At 60.6% G+C, this 22718-nt stretch carries 22 protein-coding genes; 13 read left to right on the top strand and 9 right to left on the bottom strand.

The genetic code is table 11. From position 1 onward, the window contains the following. Positions 1-46: 46 nt before the first annotated feature. The 4 genes from AWB69_RS29775 to AWB69_RS29760 form a co-directional block, all read right to left on the bottom strand. Complete coding sequence (locus tag AWB69_RS29775) at positions 47-1072, bottom strand: alpha/beta hydrolase (RefSeq protein ID WP_062090411.1); 1026 nt, start codon at positions 1070-1072, stop codon at positions 47-49. A gap of 659 nt (positions 1073-1731) precedes the next feature. Further along, entirely contained in the window at positions 1732-2307 is a 576-nt protein-coding gene (locus AWB69_RS29770) for a TetR/AcrR family transcriptional regulator (RefSeq protein WP_062090410.1), read from the bottom strand. Between the two features lie 406 nt (positions 2308-2713). After that, positions 2714-3865, bottom strand: a complete 1152-nt coding sequence (gene mnmA, locus AWB69_RS29765; RefSeq protein ID WP_062090409.1) for a tRNA 2-thiouridine(34) synthase MnmA — start codon at positions 3863-3865, stop codon at positions 2714-2716. Between the two features lie 26 nt (positions 3866-3891). After that, complete coding sequence (locus tag AWB69_RS29760; RefSeq protein ID WP_062090408.1) at positions 3892-4398, bottom strand: NUDIX hydrolase; 507 nt, start codon at positions 4396-4398, stop codon at positions 3892-3894. A gap of 223 nt (positions 4399-4621) precedes the next feature. Here AWB69_RS29760 and AWB69_RS29755 point away from each other — a divergent pair, with 223 nt between their 5' ends. The 12 genes from AWB69_RS29755 (at position 4622) to ruvB (ending at position 17311) form a co-directional block, all read left to right on the top strand. Next, positions 4622-5773, top strand: a complete 1152-nt coding sequence (locus AWB69_RS29755) for a Re/Si-specific NAD(P)(+) transhydrogenase subunit alpha (RefSeq protein ID WP_062090407.1) — start codon at positions 4622-4624, stop codon at positions 5771-5773. Between the two features lies 1 nt (position 5774). Further along, complete coding sequence (locus AWB69_RS29750) at positions 5775-6104, top strand: NAD(P) transhydrogenase subunit alpha (RefSeq protein WP_062090406.1); 330 nt, start codon at positions 5775-5777, stop codon at positions 6102-6104. Continuing rightward, the gene (locus tag AWB69_RS29745; RefSeq protein WP_062090405.1) at positions 6101-7543 is read left to right on the top strand and encodes an NAD(P)(+) transhydrogenase (Re/Si-specific) subunit beta; all 1443 of its coding nucleotides are present in this window, start codon (positions 6101-6103) and stop codon (positions 7541-7543) included. Before AWB69_RS29750 ends, AWB69_RS29745 begins: the two co-directional genes overlap by 4 nt. A gap of 150 nt (positions 7544-7693) precedes the next feature. After that, a complete protein-coding gene (locus tag AWB69_RS29740) occupies positions 7694-9022 on the top strand; it encodes a THUMP domain-containing class I SAM-dependent RNA methyltransferase (protein ID WP_062090404.1) in 1329 nt (442 codons plus the stop codon). A gap of 31 nt (positions 9023-9053) precedes the next feature. Continuing rightward, positions 9054-10460, top strand: a complete 1407-nt coding sequence (locus tag AWB69_RS29735) for an aminopeptidase P N-terminal domain-containing protein (RefSeq protein WP_062090403.1) — start codon at positions 9054-9056, stop codon at positions 10458-10460. Continuing rightward, complete coding sequence (locus AWB69_RS29730; RefSeq protein ID WP_062090422.1) at positions 10450-11676, top strand: UbiH/UbiF/VisC/COQ6 family ubiquinone biosynthesis hydroxylase; 1227 nt, start codon at positions 10450-10452, stop codon at positions 11674-11676. Before AWB69_RS29735 ends, AWB69_RS29730 begins: the two co-directional genes overlap by 11 nt. Before the next feature lie 227 nt (positions 11677-11903). After that, positions 11904-13016: a tRNA dihydrouridine synthase DusB gene (gene dusB, locus AWB69_RS29725; protein ID WP_062090421.1), complete on the top strand. Its 1113-nt coding sequence runs from the start codon at positions 11904-11906 to the stop codon at positions 13014-13016. Then, positions 13013-13246, top strand: a complete 234-nt coding sequence (locus AWB69_RS29720; RefSeq protein ID WP_031357513.1) for a Fis family transcriptional regulator — start codon at positions 13013-13015, stop codon at positions 13244-13246. Before dusB ends, AWB69_RS29720 begins: the two co-directional genes overlap by 4 nt. A gap of 95 nt (positions 13247-13341) precedes the next feature. Continuing rightward, complete coding sequence (gene purH / locus AWB69_RS29715; RefSeq protein ID WP_062090402.1) at positions 13342-14907, top strand: bifunctional phosphoribosylaminoimidazolecarboxamide formyltransferase/IMP cyclohydrolase; 1566 nt, start codon at positions 13342-13344, stop codon at positions 14905-14907. 105 nt (positions 14908-15012) lie between these two features. Next, a complete protein-coding gene (gene ruvC / locus AWB69_RS29710) occupies positions 15013-15555 on the top strand; it encodes a crossover junction endodeoxyribonuclease RuvC (protein WP_062090401.1) in 543 nt (180 codons plus the stop codon). 21 nt (positions 15556-15576) lie between these two features. Further along, positions 15577-16158 carry a Holliday junction branch migration protein RuvA gene (gene ruvA / locus AWB69_RS29705; protein WP_062090400.1) on the top strand — a complete coding sequence of 194 codons (582 nt, stop codon included), beginning with the start codon at positions 15577-15579 and terminating at the stop codon, positions 16156-16158. An 88-nt stretch (positions 16159-16246) separates the two neighbouring features. Continuing rightward, entirely contained in the window at positions 16247-17311 is a 1065-nt protein-coding gene (gene ruvB, locus AWB69_RS29700) for a Holliday junction branch migration DNA helicase RuvB (RefSeq protein ID WP_062090399.1), read from the top strand. A gap of 182 nt (positions 17312-17493) precedes the next feature. Here the strand turns inward: ruvB and AWB69_RS29695 are convergent, their stop codons facing one another. The 3 genes from AWB69_RS29695 to tyrS form a co-directional block, all read right to left on the bottom strand. After that, positions 17494-18156, bottom strand: a complete 663-nt coding sequence (locus tag AWB69_RS29695) for a histidine phosphatase family protein (protein WP_062090398.1) — start codon at positions 18154-18156, stop codon at positions 17494-17496. Positions 18157-18232: 76 nt separating this feature from the next. Next, a complete protein-coding gene (gene dtd / locus AWB69_RS29690) occupies positions 18233-18691 on the bottom strand; it encodes a D-aminoacyl-tRNA deacylase (RefSeq protein ID WP_062090397.1) in 459 nt (152 codons plus the stop codon). Positions 18692-18695: 4 nt separating this feature from the next. Then, the gene (gene tyrS, locus AWB69_RS29685) at positions 18696-19952 is read right to left on the bottom strand and encodes a tyrosine--tRNA ligase (RefSeq protein WP_062090396.1); all 1257 of its coding nucleotides are present in this window, start codon (positions 19950-19952) and stop codon (positions 18696-18698) included. A 393-nt stretch (positions 19953-20345) separates the two neighbouring features. Here tyrS and AWB69_RS29680 point away from each other — a divergent pair, with 393 nt between their 5' ends. Beyond that, positions 20346-21479 carry an anhydro-N-acetylmuramic acid kinase gene (locus AWB69_RS29680; protein WP_269447501.1) on the top strand — a complete coding sequence of 378 codons (1134 nt, stop codon included), beginning with the start codon at positions 20346-20348 and terminating at the stop codon, positions 21477-21479. Between the two features lie 220 nt (positions 21480-21699). Here AWB69_RS29680 and erpA read toward each other — a convergent pair whose 3' ends face one another. Beyond that, positions 21700-22065 carry an iron-sulfur cluster insertion protein ErpA gene (gene erpA, locus AWB69_RS29675; protein WP_031357523.1) on the bottom strand — a complete coding sequence of 122 codons (366 nt, stop codon included), beginning with the start codon at positions 22063-22065 and terminating at the stop codon, positions 21700-21702. 251 nt (positions 22066-22316) lie between these two features. Continuing rightward, on the bottom strand, positions 22317-22709 hold the full coding sequence (gene rpsI / locus AWB69_RS29670; RefSeq protein WP_056355701.1) for a 30S ribosomal protein S9: 393 nt from the start codon (positions 22707-22709) through the stop codon (positions 22317-22319). Positions 22710-22718: the final 9 nt, after the last annotated feature.

The following is a 22718-nucleotide window of genomic DNA, read 5'->3' as shown; positions in this document are numbered from 1 at the left end:
CGCGCCTGACGGCGCGTGGGGCTTTTCCATGCTGGTGATCGCCTGCTTACTTCGCCAGCGCCTTCTTCAGTACGGTATTCGCCTGATCAATTGCAGCGCGCGTGGCCGGTGTGTTGGCCAGCGCGTTCAGCATCACGAAGTCGTGGATCGTGCCGGCGTAGCGCACCGCCGTCACCCGGACGCCAGCCTGTGACAGCTTGCGCGCGTACGCTTCGCCTTCGTCACGCAACACGTCGTTTTCGTCGGTGATGACGAGCGCCGGCGGCAAGCCCGCCAACTGATCAAGCGATGCGCGCAACGGCGACGCCGTGATTTTTTCCCGATCAGCCGCGTTCGGCGCGTAAGCGTCCCAGAACCACTTCATCGCGTTTTTGGTGAGCCACGGACCGTCGGCGAATTCGTTGTACGAGCCATCGTCGAAATTCGCATCGGTGACCGGGTAGAACAGCACTTGGTACCGCAGCGCCGGGCCGCCCTGTTCCTTCGCCATCAAGGTGACCGCCGCGGCCATGTTGCCGCCGACACTGTCGCCCGCCACGGCCATGCGCGTGGCATCGACATTGAATTGTTTCGCGTGCGCCGCCACGTAACGCGTGGCGGCGTAGGCTTCTTCCGTCGGCACCGGGAATTTTGTCTCGGGCGAGCGATCGTAATCCACGAAGACCACTGCGGCCTGCGCGCCGTTCGCGATCTCACGGATCAGGCGGTCGTGCGTATTCTTGTCGCCCAGTACCCAACCGCCGCCGTGGAAATACATGATCACGGGCAGCACGCCCTTCGCGTGTGCCGGCCGCACGATGCGGATCGCGATCTTGCCCGTTGGCCCAGCCTCGATCACCCGGTCTTCAATCTGCGCCGCCTCTTTCGACACCGGATGCGACTGGGCGCCGGCAAGGACGTTGCGAGCGTCGGCGGGCGACAGGGTGTAGATCGGCGGGCCTTTTTGCGCTGTGAGTGCATCGATAAACTGCTGCGTCGCAGGTTCGAGCACCGGCGCGGCTTGTGCAACAGCGCTTGCTCCGAGCAAAGCAGCAACAGCGGAGGTGATGGCGAGGGACTTGAGCTTGTACATGGTTCACTCCTGTTAGTGAAGGTACGGCGGGTTAGGGCCCGGTGCGAAAACCGGGTTGCTGCAGTTGGGGTAAGACGGGTAATGCCTGGTGAAAACGAAGCACGTTGAAAAACCTCACCTGAAAAAGATTCAACCAACCAAAGATTCAACCAACCAAAGATTCAACCAACCATGGAATTTATCTACTCATAGATAGACAAATCGACGAAGTAAACTCAGATCAAACTAACCTCTTTGTCAGTTTCCTTGCTCGCGACAGCAACGACGACAACGTCAATGCAATCCAGCACATGCCCGATTCACACGGATGCCTGACCCATTAACTGCATCGGTCCTAATTCGCCGCGAGCCAGCCTGGTTGGCCAAATCGCAAAAACGCCGACGCAGATCTTTCATTTGCACACCGGATCGCGCCCGTGGCTCTCTCGTCGATGCCTTTTTGATGACGGTAAAAATAACGTCGAAATAAACCGCTTAGGCATAAAATCGGCAATCAAAATCTACCTATCTGAAGATAGATAAAGCGCGTAAATTACCGATAAGTGCTAATTTTGAGACACGCTTAATCATTCTTGACAATTATCTCAACGATGACGAGTGGACGGCCGCAAACATGCCCTTTCAATTCATTCGTAAAGCGTTTTCACCCACATCGTGAATTAACGTTTCACAGTCTGCGTCACTTCATCCAGACGTACCTTAGTGTGAAACAAACGGCAGGCCAGCAAACTTCCCTGATACGCCGCGAACAATGCGCGAGCCGTCACTTCCGGCTTTCCGTTCGTTCTCAGGGTTTCCTGCTTCTCACCTTCCGCCAGCACCTTTGCCAGCCAGGTTTCGTTAGCTTTGAAGAAAGCCTGGACCGCATGGCGAACATCTTCGGGAAGCGATTCAATATCTGCGGCGAGCATTCCGCAAAGACAAACCTGATCGCCCTCGCCCACTATTTTTCCGAACAGCTTTACATACCGATCCAGCTTTTTCTCGGCGGAGGCGGAGCTATCGATGGCGTAAATAGACGACATCACGTCCGCGCTGTACGTATTCACCGCTTCGAGCACCAGATCTTCCTTCGACGGGAAGTAATAATGAATACTCGATGTCTTCACGCCCACCAGCGCCGACAGATCCCGATAACTGAACCCGTTGTAGCCGCGAGTCATCAGCAAAACCTGGGCGTGATCGAGCAATTGTTCGCGCACAGTATTTTTGTCGGGGACTTTGTCGATATTCATTTCGGTTCTGGCTCGCTACTTCCACAGTATTGTTGTGCTGATGCTGCCTGGTTGCCGCAGCGTTGCTATCGATCAACTTCTCTTGCCAAGCTCATGCAGCGAGACTCATGGCACTAAACTCATGCAGCAACATCCATGCAGCAACATCATGCAGCAACATCCATGGCGCTAATTTATCTACTAGAAGATAGATAGTCATGAATTTTCGACATGAATTTTTGCTATGAACCTTCAACGTGCGGGCTCGAATTTTTTCCCTCTGGACTGCTCAGAGCGTCTCGAGCCTCACCGGGTATGTACCGATTTTTTGTGAATTACTGATTTGAGCGCGTTTTCTGGCCAATTCAGCACAACAAAAAGCGGGCCGCAGCCCGCTTCCAACCAGCGCAATGTACTGAGGAAAAGCCTATCGCGCGGTGAGCAGCGCGGCTCCCGCGTCGCGCCGCACAGGCTGTGCAGTTGCCGCCGATTCAATGATCCCGCCGCCCAGGCACACATCGCCCTGATAAAGCACGGCCGATTGTCCGGGTGTGACGGCCCATTGGGCGTCGTCGAAACGGAGTTCAAAGCGACCATCCACCGGACCCGACGCACCCATCACGCAAGGCGCATCCGACTGCCGGTACCGCGTCTTGGCCGCGCAAACGGTGCCTTCGACCGGCGCGGCGCCCGCGACCCAACTGGTATTGCCGGCCACGAGCGAGTGCGACAGCAGCCACGGATGGTCATGCCCTTGCACGACGTAAAGCGTGTTGGACGCCATGTCCTTCCCCGCGACGAACCACGGATCGCCGCTACCGTCCTTGCTGCCGCCAAGCCCGATGCCCTTTCGCTGACCGAACGTATAAAACGCCAGCCCGACATGCTCGCCGATCACCTTGCCATCGGGCGTTTTCATCGGACCGGGTTGCGTGGGCAGATAGCGGTTCAGGAACTCGCGAAACGGCCGTTCGCCAATAAAACAAATGCCCGTGGAATCCTTCTTCGCCGCATTCGGCAAGCCGATCTGCGCCGCGATTTCGCGGACCTTCGTCTTGGGCATCTCGCCAAGAGGAAACAGCGTCTTGGACAATTGCGCCTGATTCAGCCGATGCAAAAAATAAGACTGATCCTTGGTCGAATCCGTCGCCTTCAGCAGTTCGAACAGCCCGTCGCGCTCACGCACGCGGGCGTAATGCCCCGTCGCGATGGTCTCGCCGCCCAGCGACATGGCGTGGTCGAGGAAGGCTTTGAACTTGATCTCGGCGTTGCACAGCACGTCCGGATTCGGCGTGCGGCCGGCCGAATATTCCCGCAGGAATTCGGCGAACACGCGATCCTTGTATTCGGCCGCGAAGTTGACCGCTTCCACGTCGATGCCGATCAGATCCGCCACCGACACCACGTCGATCCAATCCTGCCGCGTCGAGCAGTATTCGCTGTCGTCGTCATCTTCCCAGTTCTTCATGAACAGGCCGATCACGTCGTAGCCCTGCTCCTTGAGCAGCCATGCGGTCACCGACGAATCCACGCCGCCCGACATGCCCACCACGACTTTCTGTTTTCCGGCCTTGCTCATTTTGCTCTCTGCGTTACTTGCCTGAATCAGGTACCTGAAGCTGAATTCAAACCCTGATCCTGCACCGGCGCGACCGAATGCGTATGAATGAAGTCGAGCGGCACGCGCCGCCCGGCGAGGTAGTGATCGAGACATTCCAGCACGGCCGGCGACCTGTGCCTGTCAGCGCAGGCGCGCAATTCGTCGGCGGTAAGCCACATGGCCCGCACGATGCCCGAATCCAGCGCGCGGCCCGGCACTTCTCCCGACGTCGTGCCGCAGAACGTAAACCGCAAATACGTGACCGACCTTCCCGGCCGCTCGAAGTGCGTGAAATACGTGCCGACAAGCGCCTCCGGCTCGAAACGGTGCGCCGTTTCCTCGAGCGTCTCGCGCTTCACGGCGTCGACAAGTGTTTCTCCTGCTTCCAGATGTCCGGCCGGCTGATTAATCTTGAGCCCGTCCGACGTGTGCTCCTCGATCACGAGAAAGCGCCCGTCCCGCTCCACAATTGCCGCGACCGTCACGCGCGGTGTCCATCGTTCTGGTTTCATGGAACGGTATTTTACCGTTTTGCGCGTTTTTCCGTCGCCCGCGGGGTTCGCGCAGGTTGTTGTCCGATGGCGTCATTTTTCGCGAAAGTTTCGGTTACAGTGACGATCAGTCGCAAATAACAGCTTAAATAACCGCTTAATCACGTGCGCAGGAGCGTTGCTGCAAACACGCGAGCGACTGCACACGGCCAAATCAAAAACTAGAACGTGAGGAGGATTGAAGATGCATATCGGAGTGCCTGCCGAAACGCGGGCGAACGAGGCGCGAGTCGCCGCCACGCCGGAGACGGTCAAGAAGCTCGTGTCGCAAGGTCACCGGGTCACGGTGCAGCGCGGCGCGGGCGTGCCAGCGAGTTATATCGACGACGCCTTCGCCGCTGCCGGCGCTGAACTAGTCGATGCGAACACCGCGTTCGCCGCCGATCTCGTCCTCAAGGTTCATTCGCCCAACGAAGCCGAGTTGCCGCTGCTGAAGTCCGGCGCGGTGATTGCCGGCATGCTCGATCCCTTCAACGCCGAGAACAACGCGCGCCTGGCTGCCTCCGGGATTACTGCGTTCGCCCTGGAAGCCGCGCCGCGTACCACGCGTGCGCAGAGCCTGGACGTGCTGTCGTCGCAGGCGAATATCGCCGGGTACAAGGCCGTGCTGGTCGCCGCCAACATCTATCAGCGTTTCATGCCAATGCTGATGACCGCCGCCGGTACCGTGAAAGCGGCGCGCGTGCTCGTGCTCGGCGCGGGCGTGGCGGGCTTGCAGGCTATCGCCACGGCCAAGCGGCTGGGTGCGGTGATCGAAGCCTCCGATGTCCGTCCGGCCGTGAAGGAACAAATCGAATCGCTGGGCGCGAAATTTCTGGAAGTCGCCTACGAAACCGATGAAGAACGCGAAGCCGCGGTCGGCGTGGGGGGTTATGCCCGTCCCATGCCTGCCAGCTGGCTCGCACGGCAATCCGTGCTGGTGGCCGAACGTGCGAAACAGGCTGATATCGTCATTGCGACCGCGTTGATTCCCGGCCGCCCCGCGCCTACCTTGATTGCGGCGGAAACCGTCCAGCAGATGAAGCCGGGCTCGGTGATCGTCGACCTGGCGGCGGGACGCGGCGCCGAATACGAAGGTCGTCGCGGCGGCAATTGTCCGCTCACCGAAGTCGATCAGGTCGTGACGAAACATGGTGTGCATCTGGTCGGCTACACCAATCTCGCCTCGATGGTCGCCGCCGATGCCTCCGCCCTCTACGCCCGCAACCTGCTTGATTTCATCAAGCTGATTGTGACGAAGGAAGGGACGCTGAACATCGATATGGCCGACGATATCGTCGCCGCGACGCTCCTGTGCCGCGACGGCCAGGTCACGCGCGGGATCAAAGGAGACTGACATGGAACTGGTAAATCACACGGTCATCAATCTGATCATCTTCGTGCTGGCGATCTATGTCGGCTATCACGTGGTCTGGAACGTTACGCCCGCGTTGCACACGCCGTTGATGGCGGTGACCAACGCGATTTCGGCAATCGTGATTGTCGGCGCGATGCTTGCGGCCGGCCTGACGATTGGCGATGCCGGCAAGTTCTTCGGCACGCTCGCGGTTTTATTGGCAGCCGTCAACGTGTTCGGCGGGTTCCTGGTGACGCGGCGAATGCTCGAGATGTTCAAGAAGAAAGCGCCGAAGCAGATTACTAACGCTTCGAAGGGGGCCGCGCAATGAGCATGAGCGTTGTCACTCTCCTGTATCTCATCGCCTCGGTGTGTTTCATCCAGGCGCTCAAAGGGCTGTCGAATCCGAAGACGGCTCGCATTGGCAATACGTTCGGCATGGCCGGCATGGCGATCGCGATTCTCACGACCATCGCGTTGATCGTGAAGCAGGCTTCGGCGCTGGGATCGGATCTGTCGCTCGGGCTTGGCCTGCTGTTCGGGGCGCTCGTGGTTGGCGGTGCGGTTGGCGCGTACGTCGCGGCGAAAGTCGAGATGACGAAGATGCCCGAACTGGTCGCGGCGATGCACTCGCTGATCGGTCTGGCCGCGGTATGTATTGCATACGCCGTTGTTTCGGAACCCTCAGCGTTCGGTCTCGCAGCCGTAGGCGAACCCATTCCCGTGGGCAATCGCGTGGAGTTGTTTATCGGTACGTTCGTGGGTGCAATCACGTTCTCCGGGTCGGTGATTGCGTTCGGGAAGTTGTCCGGCAAGTACCAGTTCCGGTTGTTCAAGGGCGCGCCGGTCGTGTATGCCGGGCAGCACATGATCAACCTGCTGCTCGCCCTCGCGATGCTCGGGTTTGGCATCATCTTCATGCTGACGCAGTCGTGGTTGCCGTTCGTGATCATGACGCTGATTGCGTTCGCGCTCGGCGTGCTGATCATCATCCCGATCGGCGGTGCGGATATGCCGGTAGTCGTGTCCATGCTGAATTCGTATTCGGGCTGGGCGGCGGCGGGTATCGGCTTCTCGCTGAATAATCCGATGCTGATTATCGCCGGGTCGCTGGTGGGCTCGTCGGGTGCGATTCTGTCGTACATCATGTGCCGCGCGATGAACCGCTCGTTCTTCAACGTGCTGCTGGGCGGGTTTGGTAACGAAGGCGGCGCGGCGGCAACGGGCGGTGCGCAAGAGCAACGTCCGGTGAAATCCGGTTCCGCCGATGACGCCGCGTTCATGCTCGGTAATGCCGAAACGGTGGTGATCGTGCCGGGGTATGGGCTGGCCGTGGCACGCGCTCAACATGCGCTGAAGGAACTCACCGACAAGCTGATCGAGAAAGGCATCGACGTGAAGTACGCGATTCACCCGGTGGCGGGTCGTATGCCGGGGCATATGAACGTGTTGCTGGCCGAAGCCGAAGTGGACTATGAACTGGTCCACGAGATGGAGGACATCAACGGTGAATTCCAGCAGACGGACGTGGTGCTCGTGCTCGGGGCGAATGACGTGGTGAACCCGGCGGCGAAAACCGATCCGAAATCGGTGATTGCGGGCATGCCGATTCTGGAAGCGTATCGGGCGAAGACGATTATCGTGAATAAACGGTCGATGGCGGCGGGTTACGCCGGGCTGGATAACGAGTTGTTCTACATGGACAAGACGATGATGGTTTTCGGTGATGCCAAGAAAGTGATTGAGGATATGGTGAAGGCGGTGGATTGACACTCGCTGTCGGGTAAAACGGAACGCCGGTGTGCTCGCGAGAGACACCGGCGTTTTTGTTGATCCGTCGTACCCGGCTGCGTATAGCCCGTCCGCTTCTCTCCCCCCGCGTACAATATCCCCCTTCGATTCCCAAATAAGCACCGCCCCATGGCCACTACTTTCCTTTTCGACTGGTTTGTCCCCTGCCCGCGCGGTCTCGAGGCCCCGCTTGCGGCCGAACTCGGCGAAATCGGGGCAAAGCACGTAGATGGCTCGCAATTCCGCACCGGCAAGGAAGTCCCCGGTGGCGTGCATTTCCGCGGCTCGTGGGCCGCCGGCATGGCTGCCAACCTGCATTCGCGCATCGCGAGCCGCGTGTTGCTGAAACTCGCTCAAGGCCCGTATCGCAGCGAACACGACATCTACGAACTCGCGTATCAGCAGCAATGGGAAAAATGGTTCTCGCCGAACGAAACCATTCGTGTCGACATCACCGCGATCAAGTCCCCGCTACGCAGTCTCGAGTTCGCGACCTTGCGCGTGAAAGACGCCGTGTGCGACCGCTTGCGCGAGTTGACGGGCAATCGTCCGAGCGTCGACACAGCCCAACCCGACGTCCGCGTCTTCGCGTTCCTCACGCTGAACGAATGCACGCTTTACCTCGATACCTCGGGCGATCCGCTCTTCAAACGCGGCTGGCGGCTGGACAAAGGCGCGGCTCCGTTACGTGAAAACCTCGCGGCAGGAATTCTGCGCCTGACCGGCTGGACGCCCGGCACTGCGCTTTATGACCCGATGTGCGGCAGCGGCACCTTCCTCGCCGAAGCCGCTCAAGTCGCGCTGAACATTGCGCCAGGCGTCGAGCGTCGTTTCGGCTTCGAAAAGCTGAAGCAATACGATGTAAACGCGTGGCAAAAGCTGAAAGGCGCAGCCGTCGATGCCAAACGCGCCGCGCAGTCATCGCGTGCGGACATCCAGATCTACGGCAGCGACATTTCCGGCGACATGCTCGACAAGGCGTACTCGAATCTCGAACGCGCGGGTTTGCCGGAGCTTTCGCTGAAACAGATCGACGCGCGCCATATGACACCACCGTCCGACACCCCCGGGATCCTCGTCGCGAATCCTCCTTACGGCGAGCGGATCGAAGTGCGCGGACGCGGCCCGCGCGGCGAGCTTCGCGAACCAAAAAACCGTGGTCACGACGAGGACGAGGACGCATTCATCCGCGCGCAACCCGATCCCGCCGACCAGGAGTTTTTCATCTCGTTCGGCAACGCGATGAAACAACGCTTTCCGGGTTGGCGCGCGTATGTACTGACATCGGATCGAAAACTGCCAGGATTGCTGCGACTGCGTGAATCGACGAAAACACCGCTCTTCAACGGCGCGCTCGAATGCCGGTTGTTCCGCTTTGACCTGATCGCGGGCAGCGTGCGGAATCGGCCGGCAGCAGCGGAACCCGCCGCCGATCAGGCGCCCGGCGCGAAGGAGTGAAGCATCGCGGAGGCAGCGCTACAATCGCTGAATGAACTCATCGACTGAAGCCCAATCCTTATTAGCCGTCGACGTCTACCGGAGCCGCCGTGACCGCGTCCTCGCGGCGCTGCGGGAATCGGGCGGCGGCGTGGCAATCGTTCCGACGGCGCGCGAGGTCATGCGCAACCGCGACGCCGACTACCCGTTCCGCCACGACAGCTACTTCTATTACCTGACGGGCTTCACCGAACCGGAAGCAACGCTTGTCCTCAACGCCGGCGCCGAGGCGGACGAGCCTGCAGCCATCCTGTTCTGCCGCGAGAAAAACGCCGAGCGCGAAACCTGGGAAGGTTTCCGCTACGGCCCTGAAGGCGCACGCCTCGCGTTGGGTTTCGACGCGGCGTTCCCCATCGATCAACTCGATACGGAAATGCCCCGCCTGCTCGCCGATAACCCCGCGCTGCACTACGCGCTCGGCAGTTCCGCCGAGCTTGACGAGCAGGTTCGCGGCTGGCTCGCGGCGGTTCGGGCGCAGAGCCGGACCGGCGTGAAAGCACCTACGAAAGCGATCGATCTGCTGCCGGTACTCGACGAAATGCGCCTCATCAAGGACGCGCACGAACTCGGGATCATGCGGCGTGCGGGGACGGTCTCCGCCGAAGCACACCGGCGCGCGATGCAAACCTGCCGCCCCGGCATGCACGAATACGAGATCGAAGCCGAGCTGCTCTACACGTTCCGCCGACGCGGCGCGCAAGCGCCCGCGTACGGCACGATCGTCGCGGCCGGCGCGAATGCCTGCACGCTGCACTACCCGGCGGGCAACACAATCGTGCGCGAGGGCGACCTGATCCTGATCGACGCCGCGTGCGAGCTCGACGGTTATGCGTCCGACATCACGCGCACGTTTCCGGCGAGCGGACGGTTCACATCGGCGCAAAGGGAAATCTACGAGATCGTGCTGGCCGCGCAATATGCCGCCGTCGACGCAACCCGCGAAGGCGTCAGCTTCGACGCGCCGCACGAAGCCGCCGTGCGTGTGTTGTCGCAGGGTTTGCTGGACACGGGGATCATCGACCGGAATAAATTCGCGACTGCCGACGATGTCATCGCCGAGCGGGCTTATCAGCGTTTCTACATGCATCGGACAAGCCACTGGCTCGGCATGGACGTGCACGATGCCGGCGACTATCGCGACGCCCACGCGCAACTCGACGACCAGGGCGCACGCGCGTGGCGCACGTTGAACGCGGGCATGACGCTGACCATAGAGCCGGGTTTGTACATCCGCGCCGCAGAAGACGTGCCCGAACGGTACGCGAACATCGGTATCCGGATCGAGGACGATGCCGTCGTCACAACCGATGGCTGCGAGTTGATGACGCGCGAAGTGCCGGTGGATGCCGACGAAATCGAAGCCTTGATGCGCGATGCGCAAACGCCAGATGCAAATTGAAACCGCGGAAACTATCGGCCACGCACCGCCAGCCGATTATCACTTCGATATCGCCATTGTCGGTGCCGGTCCGGTCGGGCTCGCGCTCGCGGGCTGGCTGGCGAAAAGGAGCGCAACGTCGCGCTTATCTGTGGCGTTGATCGACGCACGCGAGCCTGGGGCTGCGTCGGCTGATCCGCGGGCCATCGCGGTGTCGCATGGCAGCCGCGCGATGCTCGAGTCATCGCTTGGTTTTCCCGCCGATGCCACCCCGATCAAACGCATTCACGTTTCACAACGCGGCCAGTTCGGCCGCACGCTGATCGATCACGATGAACACGGTTTGCCTGCGCTCGGCTACCTCGTGCGTTACGGCTCGCTTGTTACAACCCTCGCTCAAGCCGTCAGCAAAACCAGCGTGCACTGGTTCACGGAAACCACGGCATCCACACCCTTGCACGACCACGATGGCGTCACGCTCCCGATTCATTCGGCAACCGGCGACCGCACGATCCGCGCGCGCATTCTGGTGAACGCCGAAGGCGGGTTGTACAAGGAGACGGACGCTTCTTCCGCGCTTTCCGCCGAGGTCAAGAACACACGCGATTATGGCCAGACGGCTATTGTCGGGACCGTGAGCGTATCGTCGCCGCAGCCCGGCGTCGCGTGGGAACGCTTCACGCCCGAAGGGCCGATCGCGCTGCTGCCATGCGGCGGCGCGCGCCAGGCGGACTATGCGCTTGTCTGGTGCTGTGACCCTGAAGAAGCGGCACGCCGCTCGCAACTCCCCGACGATGCATTCCTCGCGGAGCTGGGCTCAGCCTTCGGCGAGCGCATGGGCCGCTTCACGCGCATCACCGGCCGCGCGATGTTCCCGCTCGGGCTGAATGCATTGAATGCGCTGGTCGACCGGCGCACGGTCGCTATCGGCAACGCGGCGCAAACGCTGCATCCCGTTGCAGGGCAAGGACTCAATCTGGGCTTGCGCGACGCCCACGCGCTCTGCGACGCGTTATCGACCAACGGCCCGGCCACCGTCGCACTGAGTCTTTTTGCTCAACGGCGCGCATTGGACCGGCGCATGACGATTGGCGCAACCGATACGCTCGCGCGTCTTTTCACCGTCGATTTCGCGCCACTCGCCGCGATGCGCGGATTGGCGTTGAGCGCGTTGGAACTGGTCCCGCCGGTAAAAACCGTGCTGGCGCGACAGATGATGTTCGGACAACGGCGCTGACTCGGGAAATCCATGCGGTCAGCGCGTACCGATCAGGTCAAACATGCTTTCTCCGCACTGCATTCATCTGCCCATAGTTGAGCTTTTCCTCTATGACGTTCGCGATATTCATAGAAGATTTAACAACTTGCGCGACGATTGGACTTAATTGACCCGGCACGTTCGCGTTAAAATAGGCGTTTCCTTAAGCGCTTTTGCGTCCCTGCATGTGGGACGCCGCGAGTTTTATGCCCATTTCCACACCGGCCATCGGCCCCCACATTTTGCGCAACAACTTGTTTGTCGCCCCCATGGCCGGGGTGACGGACCGCCCGTTCCGGCAGTTGTGCAAACGTATGGGCGCGGGTTACGCGGTGTCCGAAATGGTTGCGTCGAATGCGCAGTTGTGGAAAAGCGAGAAAACGCTCCGCCGCGCGAATCACACCGGCGAGGTGGAGCCCATCTCCGTGCAAATCGCAGGCGCTGATCCGAAAATGCTGGCCGAAGCCGCGCGTCACAACGTCGCGAACGGCGCGCAGATTATCGACATCAACATGGGCTGCCCAGCCAAGAAAGTCTGCAATGTGGCGGCCGGATCAGCATTGCTGCAAAACGAAACGCTGGTCGCGCAGATCGTGCAGGCCGTGGTGAACGCAGTCGGCGTTGGCCCGGACGCGGTGCCCGTCACGCTGAAGATCCGCACGGGCTGGAATCGCGAGAACAAGAACGCGCTCAACATTGCGCGCATTGCACAGGACGCGGGCATTTCCATGCTGACCGTGCACGGCCGCACGCGCGCCGATCTCTACAAGGGCGACGCGGAATACGAGACCATTGCCGCCGTCAAAGCGTCCGTGCGCATTCCGGTGGTGGCCAACGGCGACATTGCCACGCCCGAAAAAGCGCGTCACGTGCTGGCCGTAACCGGTGCGGACGCGATCATGATTGGACGTGCCGCGCAGGGGCGCCCGTGGCTCTTTCGCGAGATCGAACATTTTCTGGCAACGGGCGAACATTTGCCCGCGCCGCGTATCGACGAGATCCAGCAACTGATGAATGAACATCTCGAAGATCACTATGATTTCTATGGCGAATTCACGGGCGTTCGTACAGCGCGCAAACACATCGGCTGGTACACTCGCGGCCTTTCCGGCGCCAACACGTTCAGACATCGGATGAACACGCTGGATTCCACACGAGAACAATTGCTCGCCGTGAACGAATTCTTCAACGCTCAAAAGGCGTTGTCCGACCGTCTCGTCTATGTCGAAGAACTCGACGCAGATAGCGGCCGCGGCGGCAACGACGAAGCGGAAGAATCGTGCGACGGGCAGAACCACACAGACCGACTAGCCGCATGAGTAGACATCACATAGAACAATGCGTCCGCCAGAGCCTGGATAATTATTTCCAGGACCTGGACGGCTCCAAACCGCACGACGTCTACGAGATGGTGATTTCGTGCGTCGAGAAACCCATGCTGGAAGTTGTGCTGAAGCAAGCCGAAGGCAACCAGTCGCTCGCGGCGGAGTTTCTCGGCATCAACCGCAACACGCTGCGCAAGAAGCTGCAACAACACGGCCTCATCTGAAGCATTAGATTTAATCCGGACCGTCGCGGCGTACGGCGGTCGACCCGAATTTCCTGATTCCCTCGACTCCCCTACCGGCCTCCGCCGTTCCCATCATGATCAAGCAAGCGCTCCTTTCCGTTTCCGACAAGTCCGGCATCGTCGAATTTGCGAAATCGCTGTCGGAGCTAGGCGTCAGCCTGCTCTCCACCGGCGGCACTGCAAAACTCCTGGCCGATGCCGGTCTGCCCGTCACCGAAGTCGCCGACTACACCGGGTTCCCGGAGATGCTCGACGGCCGCGTGAAAACGCTGCACCCGAAGGTTCACGGCGGCATTCTGGCGCGCCGTGATCTTTCGGAGCACATGGCCGCACTCGAACAACACGGCATTCCGACCATCGACCTGCTGGTGGTGAACCTGTATCCGTTCGTGCAGACGGTATCGAAGGAAGAATGCTCGCTGGAAGACGCGATCGAAAATATTGATATTGGCGGCCCGACCATGCTGCGTTCGGCAGCGAAGAACCATCGCGACGTGACGGTAATCGTCGATCCGTCGGATTACGCGACGGTCCTCGAGGAAATGCGCGCGGCGAAAAACACGGTCAGCTACACAACGAACTTCAAGCTTGCCACCAAGGTGTTCGCGCACACCGCGCAATACGACGGCGCGATCACGAATTACCTGACGAGCCTGACCGACGAACTGCAGCACAAGAGCCGCAACACTTACCCGTCGACGTTCAACCTCGCGTTCACCAAGGTGCAGGACCTGCGTTACGGCGAGAACCCGCATCAAAGCGCTGCGTTCTATCGCGACCTGACGACGCTCCCCGGCGCGCTCGCGAACTACAAGCAGTTGCAGGGCAAGGAACTGTCGTACAACAACATTGCGGACTCCGACGCTGCGTGGGAATGCGTGAAGACCTTCGACGCGCCGGCCTGTGTGATCGTCAAGCACGCGAATCCGTGCGGCGTAGCGACCGGCGCGGATGCGCACGAAGCGTACTCGAAGGCACTGCAGACCGATCCCACATCCGCGTTCGGCGGCATCATCGCGTTCAATCGCGAAGTGGATGAAGCGGCGGCGCAGGCTGTGGCCAAGCAGTTCGTGGAGGTGCTGATGGCCCCCTCGTTCAGCGATGCGGCCAAGCAGATTTTCGCTGCGAAGCAAAACGTGCGTCTGCTCCAACTCGATCTCGGCGACGGCCACAACGCATTCGACCTGAAGCGCGTGGGTGGCGGCCTGCTTGTCCAATCGCTGGATTCGAAAAACGTCCAGCCGCATGAATTGCGCGTGGTCACGAAGCGTCATCCTACGCCGAAGGAAATGGACGATCTGCTGTTCGCGTGGCGCGTCGCCAAATACGTGAAGTCGAACGCCATTGTGTTCTGCGGCGGCGGCATGACGATTGGCGTGGGCGCGGGCCAGATGAGCCGCGTGGATTCGGCGCGTATTGCCAGCATCAAGGCGCAGAACGCGGGTTTGTCGCTGGCCGGATCGGCAGTGGCATCGGACGCGTTTTTCCCGTTCCGCGACGGCCTCGATGTCGTGGTCAACGCTGGCGCGACCTGCGTCATCCAGCCGGGGGGCTCCATGCGCGATGACGAAGTGATCGCTGCTGCGGACGAGCACAACATTGCAATGGTGCTGACCGGAACGCGTCACTTCCGTCACTGAGTACGTTTCACCTTCGGATAGCCCGGTGGCCGGCAGGCGCACCGGGCTTTTTACTTTCCGCGCCGCGCTGTTAGTATCGCAAGCACTACGTTCCAACGGCACTCCATGAGAATTCTCGGTATTGACCCGGGCCTGCGTGTGACTGGTTTCGGCGTCATCGACAAAACCGGCCAAACGCTGACCTATGTGACCAGTGGCGTCATCAAGACCGCCGACGCGGATTTGCCGTCGCGTCTCCACACGATCTTCGAAGGTATCTCGACGCTTGTCCGGCAACACGCGCCCGACCAGTCCGCGATCGAAAAAGTGTTCGTCAACGTCAATCCGCAATCCACGCTGCTGCTCGGCCAGGCGCGCGGCGCAGCAATTTGTGGCCTGGTCGCGAGCGGCGTGCCGGTCGCCGAATACACGGCCTTGCAGTTGAAGCAGGCCGTGGTGGGCTATGGCCGCGCCACGAAAGAACAAATGCAGCAAATGGTCGTCCGCTTGCTCGCGCTTACAGGGGTGCCAAGTACCGACGCCGCCGACGCGCTCGGCATGGCCATCTGCCACGCGCACGCCGGCGGTGCGATGACAGCACTCGGCGAGATCGCGCCAACGCTGGCTAAAAAGGGCCTGCGCGTACGGCGCGGCCGCCTTGTCGGTTAACTCCACTACAAGTTCCTCACCATGATTGGTCGCATAGCAGGCGTTTTGCTGGAAAAAAATCCGCCGTACTTGCTCGTTGATTGCGGCGGCGTAGGCTACGAAATCGCCGTACCTATGAGCACCTTCTACAACCTGCCGAACAGCGGCGAAAAGGTCGTGTTGCTGACCCAGTTGATCGTTCGTGAAGACGCGCATTTGCTGTACGGATTCGGCACGCAGCAGGAGCGCACGACCTTTCGCGAACTGCTCAAGATCAGCGGGATCGGGGCACGCATGGCGCTGGCCGTGCTGTCAGGCATGAGCGTTCAGGAACTCGCTCAGGCAGTGACGATGCAGGACGCCGCTCGTTTGACCCGAACGCCGGGTATTGGCAAGAAGACGGCCGAGCGCCTGTTGCTCGAGCTGAAAGGCAAGCTCGGCGCGGATCTGGGCACGGCACCGGGCACGGTAAGCGGGCCGGACCACGCGAGCGACATCCTGAATGCATTGCTGGCACTGGGTTACTCCGAAAAAGAAGCGCTTCTGTCGGTCAAGAATGTTCCGGCCGGCACGGGCGTCTCCGATGGCATCAAACTGGCGTTGAAGGCGCTCTCCAAGAGCTAGTCAGACCAGTCTCCCACGCGACCGATCCGGCCAACAGTCGGCCGATCGGCCAGCTTTCGGTGTTCGAGCCACGCGGTACAATCGACACATGATAGAAACCGACAAACTCGCTGCCGAACGCATCATTTCGGCTACTCCCGTCTCGCCGAACGAGGAAGTGTTCGAGCGCGCGCTGCGGCCGCGCCAGCTCGAGGAATACGTCGGGCAGGAAAAGATCCGGAGCCAGCTCGAGATCTTCATCGAAGCGGCGCGGCGTCGCTCGGAAGCGCTCGATCACGTGCTGTTGTTCGGGCCGCCGGGTCTCGGCAAGACCACGCTCGCGCACATCATCGCGCGGGAAATGGGCGTGAATCTGCGGCAAACGTCGGGACCGGTACTGGAACGCGCCGGCGATCTCGCCGCGCTGCTGACAAACCTTGAAAAGAACGACGTACTTTTCATCGACGAGATTCACCGGCTGTCGCCGGTCGTCGAAGAAATTCTGTATCCGGCGCTCGAGGATTATCAGATCGACATCATGATTGGCGAAGGTCCGGCCGCGCGCAGCGTGAAGCTTGACCTCCAGCCCTTCACGCTGGTTGGTGCCACCACGCGCGCCGGCATGCTGACTAATCCGCTGCGGGATCGCTTCGGCATTGTGTCGCGGCTCGAGTTCTATACCGCGAGCGAACTGGCGCGAATCGTTACGCGCTCGGCATCGCTGCTAAAGGCGGATATCGTGCCGGAAGGTGCGTTGGAAATAGCCAAGCGGGCACGTGGCACGCCGCGGATCGCGAACCGGCTGCTCAGGCGCGTGCGCGATTTCGCCGAGGTAAAAGCGGACGGCAATATCACCGCCGAAGTAGCGGACGCCGCGTTGAAAATGCTCGACGTGGACCCGGTCGGCTTCGACCTGATGGACCGGAAACTGCTGGAAGCCATCCTGCACAAGTTCGATGGCGGCCCGGTCGGGGTCGACAACCTCGCCGCGGCCATCGGCGAGGAGCGCGACACCATTGAAGACGTGCTCGAACCCTATTTGATCCAACAGGGATACTTGCAGCGCACGCCACGCGGACGCGTTGCCACGTTGCTTACCTATCGCCACTTTGGCCTTGCCGCCCCGGACGCCGGCCCGGTCCGCGAGCTGTGGGACGCCAACACCGAGAGCTGAGTCAACAGCTGCAATAGCCGACACAGCCTGATAGCCGATACGCAGCAATGTGCGATCAAGCAAGTCCGCCCCGTGACGATTCATCCGGCTTAGCCGGCCGGATGCACAAGCACGTACGCTCCAGGCTTGCCGGCGGTATCACTAGCCAAACGAGCCCGGCGCCGCGCCGCGATGAAGCCTGACTAGCGTGGCACTTCCTTCAGGTCGTCGTCGCTGCCGGGAGAAGAGAGATGCTTGACGTCGCCCCAGGACACGACCTTCGCTTGACCGTTCTCAAACTCCACCACGTTGATGCTCGAATTCAACAGCGGCCAATCGCGCGGCTCCTCAAGCGGCAATCCACGCACGAACCGGTAAATGCAGTCCAGCACGCCACCATGCGCGACGACCGCGACACGTCCGTCCGGATGCGCGGCGACGATAGGTTCGACAGCGCGCAGCACACGTTGTGAGAATGCTCGTTGCGACTCTCCGCCAGGCGGCGTGAAATCCGGGTCATGACTCTGCCAAACCGCGTATTCGGCCGGATACTTCGCGCGGATCTCTTCACCGCTATGAGCTTGAAAGTCACCGTACAACCGTTCACGCAGAACTTCACTCAGGTTCAGCGGCAAACCAAGTGCATCCGCGAACGGTTTGGCCGTTTGCTGGGCACGTTGCAGATCGCTGCAATACACCGCATCGAGCCGGGCACCTGTCCTTGACTCCTGCAGGAGACGCTGCGCAAGCTGCCCGGCTTGCGCCATGCCACTCGCAGCCAGCGGAATATCAATATGCCCCTGAATGCGCTTGATGCGATTCCAGTCTGTTTCGCCATGCCTGATGAAGAGGACTTGCGTGGTCATGGGATACGTGAAACTCCGGAAGGAGCACCCGGCCGACAGGTGCAGTGACAAAATTCAGGAACGTCTCGGGGACGTCTCAGGAACGTACTTGCAGCCAGAACGTAACCGGCCCGTCGTTAACCAGCGAGACCCGCATGTCCGCGCCGAACTCGCCCGTCTCGACAATGGGATGCGCGGCGCGCGCCTGCGCCACGAAGTAGTCGAACAGCCTGCGGCCTTCCTCGGGCGGCGCGGCCGGCGTGAAGCTTGGCCGTAGCCCGCTGGAGGTATCGGCGGCGAGGGTGAATTGCGACACGAGCAACACCCCGCCCGCGCGCCCGTTGCCGTCTATATCTCGCACCGGCAGATTCATCTTGCCGGCAGCGTCGCTAAAAACGCGATACGCGAGCATCTTTGCCAGCAGCTTGTCGGCAACCGCGGGCGTGTCGCCACGCTCCGCGCACACCAGTGCCAGCAAGCCGGCATCGATCGCACCCGTTACTCGCTCACCCACGCGCACGTCGGCTCGCAAAACACGCTGGATGAGTGCGATCACGCGCTTACGCCGTCAGGGTGACGCGCGCGAAACGGCGTTTGCCGACCTGCACGACAAACTCGCCCGCCTCGATCTTCAAGCCCTTGTCAGACACCGTCGCGCCGTCGATCTTCACGCCAGCCTGCTCGATATTGCGGAGCGCCTCGCTAGTCGAAGGCACCAGCCCGGCTTGCTTCAGCAACTGCCCGATGGCAAGCGGTGCGCCGCTGAGCGTCACCGACGGAATCTCGTCCGGCACCCCACCCTTCGCACGATGGTTGAAGTCTTCCAGCGCCCGTTCCGCGTCAGCAGGCGAATGGAAACGCCCGACAATTTCCTGCCCGAGCAGCACTTTGAAATCGCGCGGATTACGACCGCCCTCGGCTTCGCTCTTGAAGCGCGCAATCTCTTCGATGCTTCTAAACGACAGCAGCTCGAAGTAGCGCCACATAAGCGTGTCGGAGATGCTCATCAGCTTGCCGAACATGTCGGTGGGCTTCTCGCTGATGCCAATGTAGTTGTGCTTCGACTTCGACATCTTCTCGACGCCATCCAGCCCTTCCAGTAGCGGCATGGTCAAGATGCATTGCTGCTCCTGGCCATATTGCTTTTGCAATTCGCGTCCGACCAGCAGATTGAATTTCTGATCCGTGCCGCCGAGTTCGAGATCCGCGTTCAGCGCAACCGAGTCGTAACCCTGCATTAGCGGATACAGCAGCTCATGGATCGAGATGGGCATGCCGCCCTGATAGCGCTTCGTGAAATCCTCGCGCTCAAGAATTCGCGCGACCGTGTAGCGCGACGCGAGCTTGATCATGCCGTCGGCGCCCAGCGGCATGGACCATTCGCTGTTGTAGCGAATCTCGGTCTTCTCACGATCCAGCACAAGCGCTGCCTGCTCGAAGTAGGTCTTCGCGTTCGACTCGATCTGCTCGCGCGTAAGCGGAGGACGCGTGGCGTTACGCCCCGACGGATCGCCGATCAGCGACGTGAAGTCGCCTATCAGGAAGATCACCGTATGGCCGAGGTCCTGCAACTGACGCATCTTGTTCAGGACAACGGTATGGCCAATATGGATATCAGGCGCGGTCGGGTCGAGGCCAAGCTTGATGCGCAGCGGCTTGCCGCTCGCGGCGCTGCGAGCGAGCTTCTGCGCGAACTCAGCTTCGATCAGCAGTTCGTCACAGCCCCGTTTCGCGATGGCAAGCGCAGCCTGCACTTCGTCGGTGAGGGGCAAGGTTTTCGCAGCCGAAGCCGGAGAGTCGTTCGGTTCAGTGGTCATGCTTGCAACTTTTTCGGGTGATTTATTCGGGGCGCTAACAGGCGCGTATCAGGCAACAGCCGCGGCTTCCAGGCTCGTTCACAGTCGCGTTCGAACATGGAAAATCGTGCGGCATTCGCTTGTTCAGGCAACGGATTTTACGTGATGTCGCCAGCCTTCGCCCCGTTTTCCCCGTGTGTTGACCGTTTGGCCATGTTTCGAACGGCCTGGCTCCGCAAGCGCAGCGCGAAACATAGCCAGATGGCCAGCGGCTTAACTAGCCGCCTCGATGCGTGGATAATCGGTCCATCGCGGCGTTTTGGCCGCACGAATTGCACCAATGCCCGCTCGAACAGCGGTTATTGGCGACCCCGCATCGAACAGGAGAGCAACGTGGCGCGACGGACCGAGGCGATCGAAACAGGCGGCATGGCGGACGGCGTGTACTTTGGGCTGATGTCGGGTACGAGCATGGATGGCGTGGACGGTATTGCCGTCCAGTTCACGGCCGGCAAACCGCCCGTTGTGCTCGGCGAGGCCCACGTCGGGTTCTCGCAAGGCCTGCGCGACGCGCTGTTCGCCCTCCAGGCTCCCGGCGACAACGAACTGGAGCGGGAAGCCCTTGCGGCGAACGCGCTGGCCACGCGCTACGCCGTGTGTTGTCACGAACTCGCGAGCATGAGCGGCTACTCCTCGGCGAAAGTCCGCGCGATCGGCGTACACGGGCAGACGGTACGGCATAGGCCGGAAAAAGGCTACACACGGCAAATCAACAATCCCGCGTTGCTCGCCGAAATGACCAACATTGACATCGTCGCCGACTTCCGTAGCCGCGATGTCGCCGCCGGCGGTCAGGGCGCCCCGCTCGTTCCGGCGTTTCACGCCACCATTTTCGGCAGCAAGGACGAGACGCGCGTGGTCTGCAACCTTGGCGGCATCAGCAATATCACCATTCTCGCGCCCAACGGCAGCGTTCATGGCTTCGATTGCGGACCGGCGAACGCCTTGCTGGACGAATGGGCGTATCGGCACCTGAAACGCCCCTTCGACGAAGGCGGTCGTTTCGCGGCACAGGGCCAGGTGCATCGTCCGCTGCTGAATGCGCTACTCAACGAACCATTCTTCGAACAGCAGCCGCCTAAAAGCACCGGCCGGGATCTATTCAACCCCGCGTGGCTGAACGCCAAGCTCGTCGGTTTTGAAAAGGTATCGCCCGAAGATGTGCAAGCCACGCTTGTCGCGCTGACGGCCATCACCGTCGCACGAGAAATCGAACGGCACGCATCCGACTGTCGCGCGGTCTATGTGTGCGGCGGCGGCGCGCGCAATCCGGTGCTGATGCAGGCTATCGAGCAGGCGCTTGGGGAAAGCGGCGTAGCCGGCGTCCCGGTGATGACCACGGACGCGCTCGGAGTGCCGCCGCAGCAGGTTGAAGCGTTGGCGTTTGCATGGCTCGCGATGCGCTGCGTGGCCCGTAAGCCGGGCAACGTCTCGACGGTGACAGGCGCCGCGGGAGAACGGGTTCTGGGAGCGATTTATCCGCGGTGAGGGCAGCCCACCGCCAGCAACCTGTTGTCCGCGAAGACGCTATCAGCGCAAAAGAGAAGATGATGGCTCGCTCAAGCGTGCTGCCGGAACCTGGCCCGTTACGTCATAAACTTAATTCCTCCCCGAAACACACGCCGAGGCAAACGCTGGCGCACCAAACAAAAACGGAGCCCGAAGGCTCCGTTTCGCATTTGCATTACGCCGTGTAATCTAATCAGAATCACGCCGAGAACGACGATCCGCAACCGCAGGTGCTGGTTGCATTCGGATTCTTGATCACGAATTGCGCGCCGTTCAGATCGTCTTTGTAGTCAATCTCAGCGCCAACGAGGTATTGATAGCTCATCGAATCGATCAGGAGCTGTACGCCAGCTTTGTCCATCACGGTGTCGTCTTCGTTGATGGCTTCGTCGAACGTGAAGCCATACTGGAAACCCGAACAGCCGCCGCCCTGCACGAACACGCGCAGCTTCAGTTCCGGATTGCCTTCTTCGTCGATCAGTTGCTTGACCTTGTCAGCTGCTGCGTCGGTGAAAACAAACGGCAACGGCATTTCGGTCGTGGGGGTGTCGGTGACAGCGTTCATTCGAACTCTCCAAAAAAGCTTCTAGTGCCTATTGTAGGGCTGATCTCAATATCGTGCTGGAAGCCCATGTAATCAATAGGCTATCGCTCCAGACTATCCCGAATTTGCCGCGGCTGCCTGGAGTATCACAGAAGCATCGCGGAAAATTACCGCAACCTTTGAGCATCCGCTACGAAAAAAGCCGCCAGCGCATACACGCAGGCGGCTTTTCGAGCCATTTCGCCGTAATAACGACGAAACCGCCAGACAGCTTAACGCTTCGAGAATTGTTTCCGGCGACGTGCCTTGTGGAAGCCAACCTTCTTACGTTCAACTTCACGAGCATCGCGGGTAACGAAGCCGGCTTGTGACAGCGTGGGCTTCAGCGTTGCGTCGTAGTCCATCAGCGCGCGGGTGATGCCGTGGCGAACTGCACCCGCCTGACCCGTTTCACCGCCGCCGTTCACGTTGACCTTGATGTCGAACGTGGTGGCGTGGCTCGTCAGTTCGAGCGGCTGGCGCACGATCATCAGCGACGTTTCGCGCGAGAAATAATCAGCAATGGGCTTGCCATTGACAATGATCTCGCCCGTACCGGACTTGATGAACACGCGAGCAACGGCGCTCTTGCGGCGGCCCGTACCGTAATTCCAATTACCGATCATATGGGCTCC

The sequence above is a fragment of the Caballeronia udeis genome, assembly GCF_001544555.2.
In the GTDB taxonomy this organism is placed as follows: Bacteria; Pseudomonadota; Gammaproteobacteria; order Burkholderiales; family Burkholderiaceae; genus Caballeronia; species Caballeronia udeis.
This window is presented reverse-complemented; position numbering and strand designations above follow the sequence as displayed.

Bases quoted from the DNA above. Each gene is read 5' to 3' on its own strand.
- AWB69_RS29775 (WP_062090411.1), bottom strand. From the start codon at position 1,072: ATGTACAAGCTCAAGTCCCTCGCCATCACCTCCGCTGTTGCTGCTTTG.
- AWB69_RS29770 (WP_062090410.1), bottom strand. From the start codon at position 2,307: ATGAATATCGACAAAGTCCCCGACAAAAATACTGTGCGCGAACAATTG.
- mnmA (WP_062090409.1), bottom strand. From the start codon at position 3,865: ATGAGCAAGGCCGGAAAACAGAAAGTCGTGGTGGGCATGTCGGGCGGC.
- AWB69_RS29760 (WP_062090408.1), bottom strand. From the start codon at position 4,398: ATGAAACCAGAACGATGGACACCGCGCGTGACGGTCGCGGCAATTGTG.
- AWB69_RS29755 (WP_062090407.1), top strand. From the start codon at position 4,622: ATGCATATCGGAGTGCCTGCCGAAACGCGGGCGAACGAGGCGCGAGTC.
- AWB69_RS29750 (WP_062090406.1), top strand. From the start codon at position 5,775: ATGGAACTGGTAAATCACACGGTCATCAATCTGATCATCTTCGTGCTG.
- AWB69_RS29745 (WP_062090405.1), top strand. From the start codon at position 6,101: ATGAGCATGAGCGTTGTCACTCTCCTGTATCTCATCGCCTCGGTGTGT.
- AWB69_RS29740 (WP_062090404.1), top strand. From the start codon at position 7,694: ATGGCCACTACTTTCCTTTTCGACTGGTTTGTCCCCTGCCCGCGCGGT.
- AWB69_RS29735 (WP_062090403.1), top strand. From the start codon at position 9,054: ATGAACTCATCGACTGAAGCCCAATCCTTATTAGCCGTCGACGTCTAC.
- AWB69_RS29730 (WP_062090422.1), top strand. From the start codon at position 10,450: ATGCAAATTGAAACCGCGGAAACTATCGGCCACGCACCGCCAGCCGAT.
- dusB (WP_062090421.1), top strand. From the start codon at position 11,904: ATGCCCATTTCCACACCGGCCATCGGCCCCCACATTTTGCGCAACAAC.
- AWB69_RS29720 (WP_031357513.1), top strand. From the start codon at position 13,013: ATGAGTAGACATCACATAGAACAATGCGTCCGCCAGAGCCTGGATAAT.
- purH (WP_062090402.1), top strand. From the start codon at position 13,342: ATGATCAAGCAAGCGCTCCTTTCCGTTTCCGACAAGTCCGGCATCGTC.
- ruvC (WP_062090401.1), top strand. From the start codon at position 15,013: ATGAGAATTCTCGGTATTGACCCGGGCCTGCGTGTGACTGGTTTCGGC.
- ruvA (WP_062090400.1), top strand. From the start codon at position 15,577: ATGATTGGTCGCATAGCAGGCGTTTTGCTGGAAAAAAATCCGCCGTAC.
- ruvB (WP_062090399.1), top strand. From the start codon at position 16,247: ATGATAGAAACCGACAAACTCGCTGCCGAACGCATCATTTCGGCTACT.
- AWB69_RS29695 (WP_062090398.1), bottom strand. From the start codon at position 18,156: ATGACCACGCAAGTCCTCTTCATCAGGCATGGCGAAACAGACTGGAAT.
- tyrS (WP_062090396.1), bottom strand. From the start codon at position 19,952: ATGACCACTGAACCGAACGACTCTCCGGCTTCGGCTGCGAAAACCTTG.
- erpA (WP_031357523.1), bottom strand. From the start codon at position 22,065: ATGAACGCTGTCACCGACACCCCCACGACCGAAATGCCGTTGCCGTTT.
- rpsI (WP_056355701.1), bottom strand. From the start codon at position 22,709: ATGATCGGTAATTGGAATTACGGTACGGGCCGCCGCAAGAGCGCCGTT.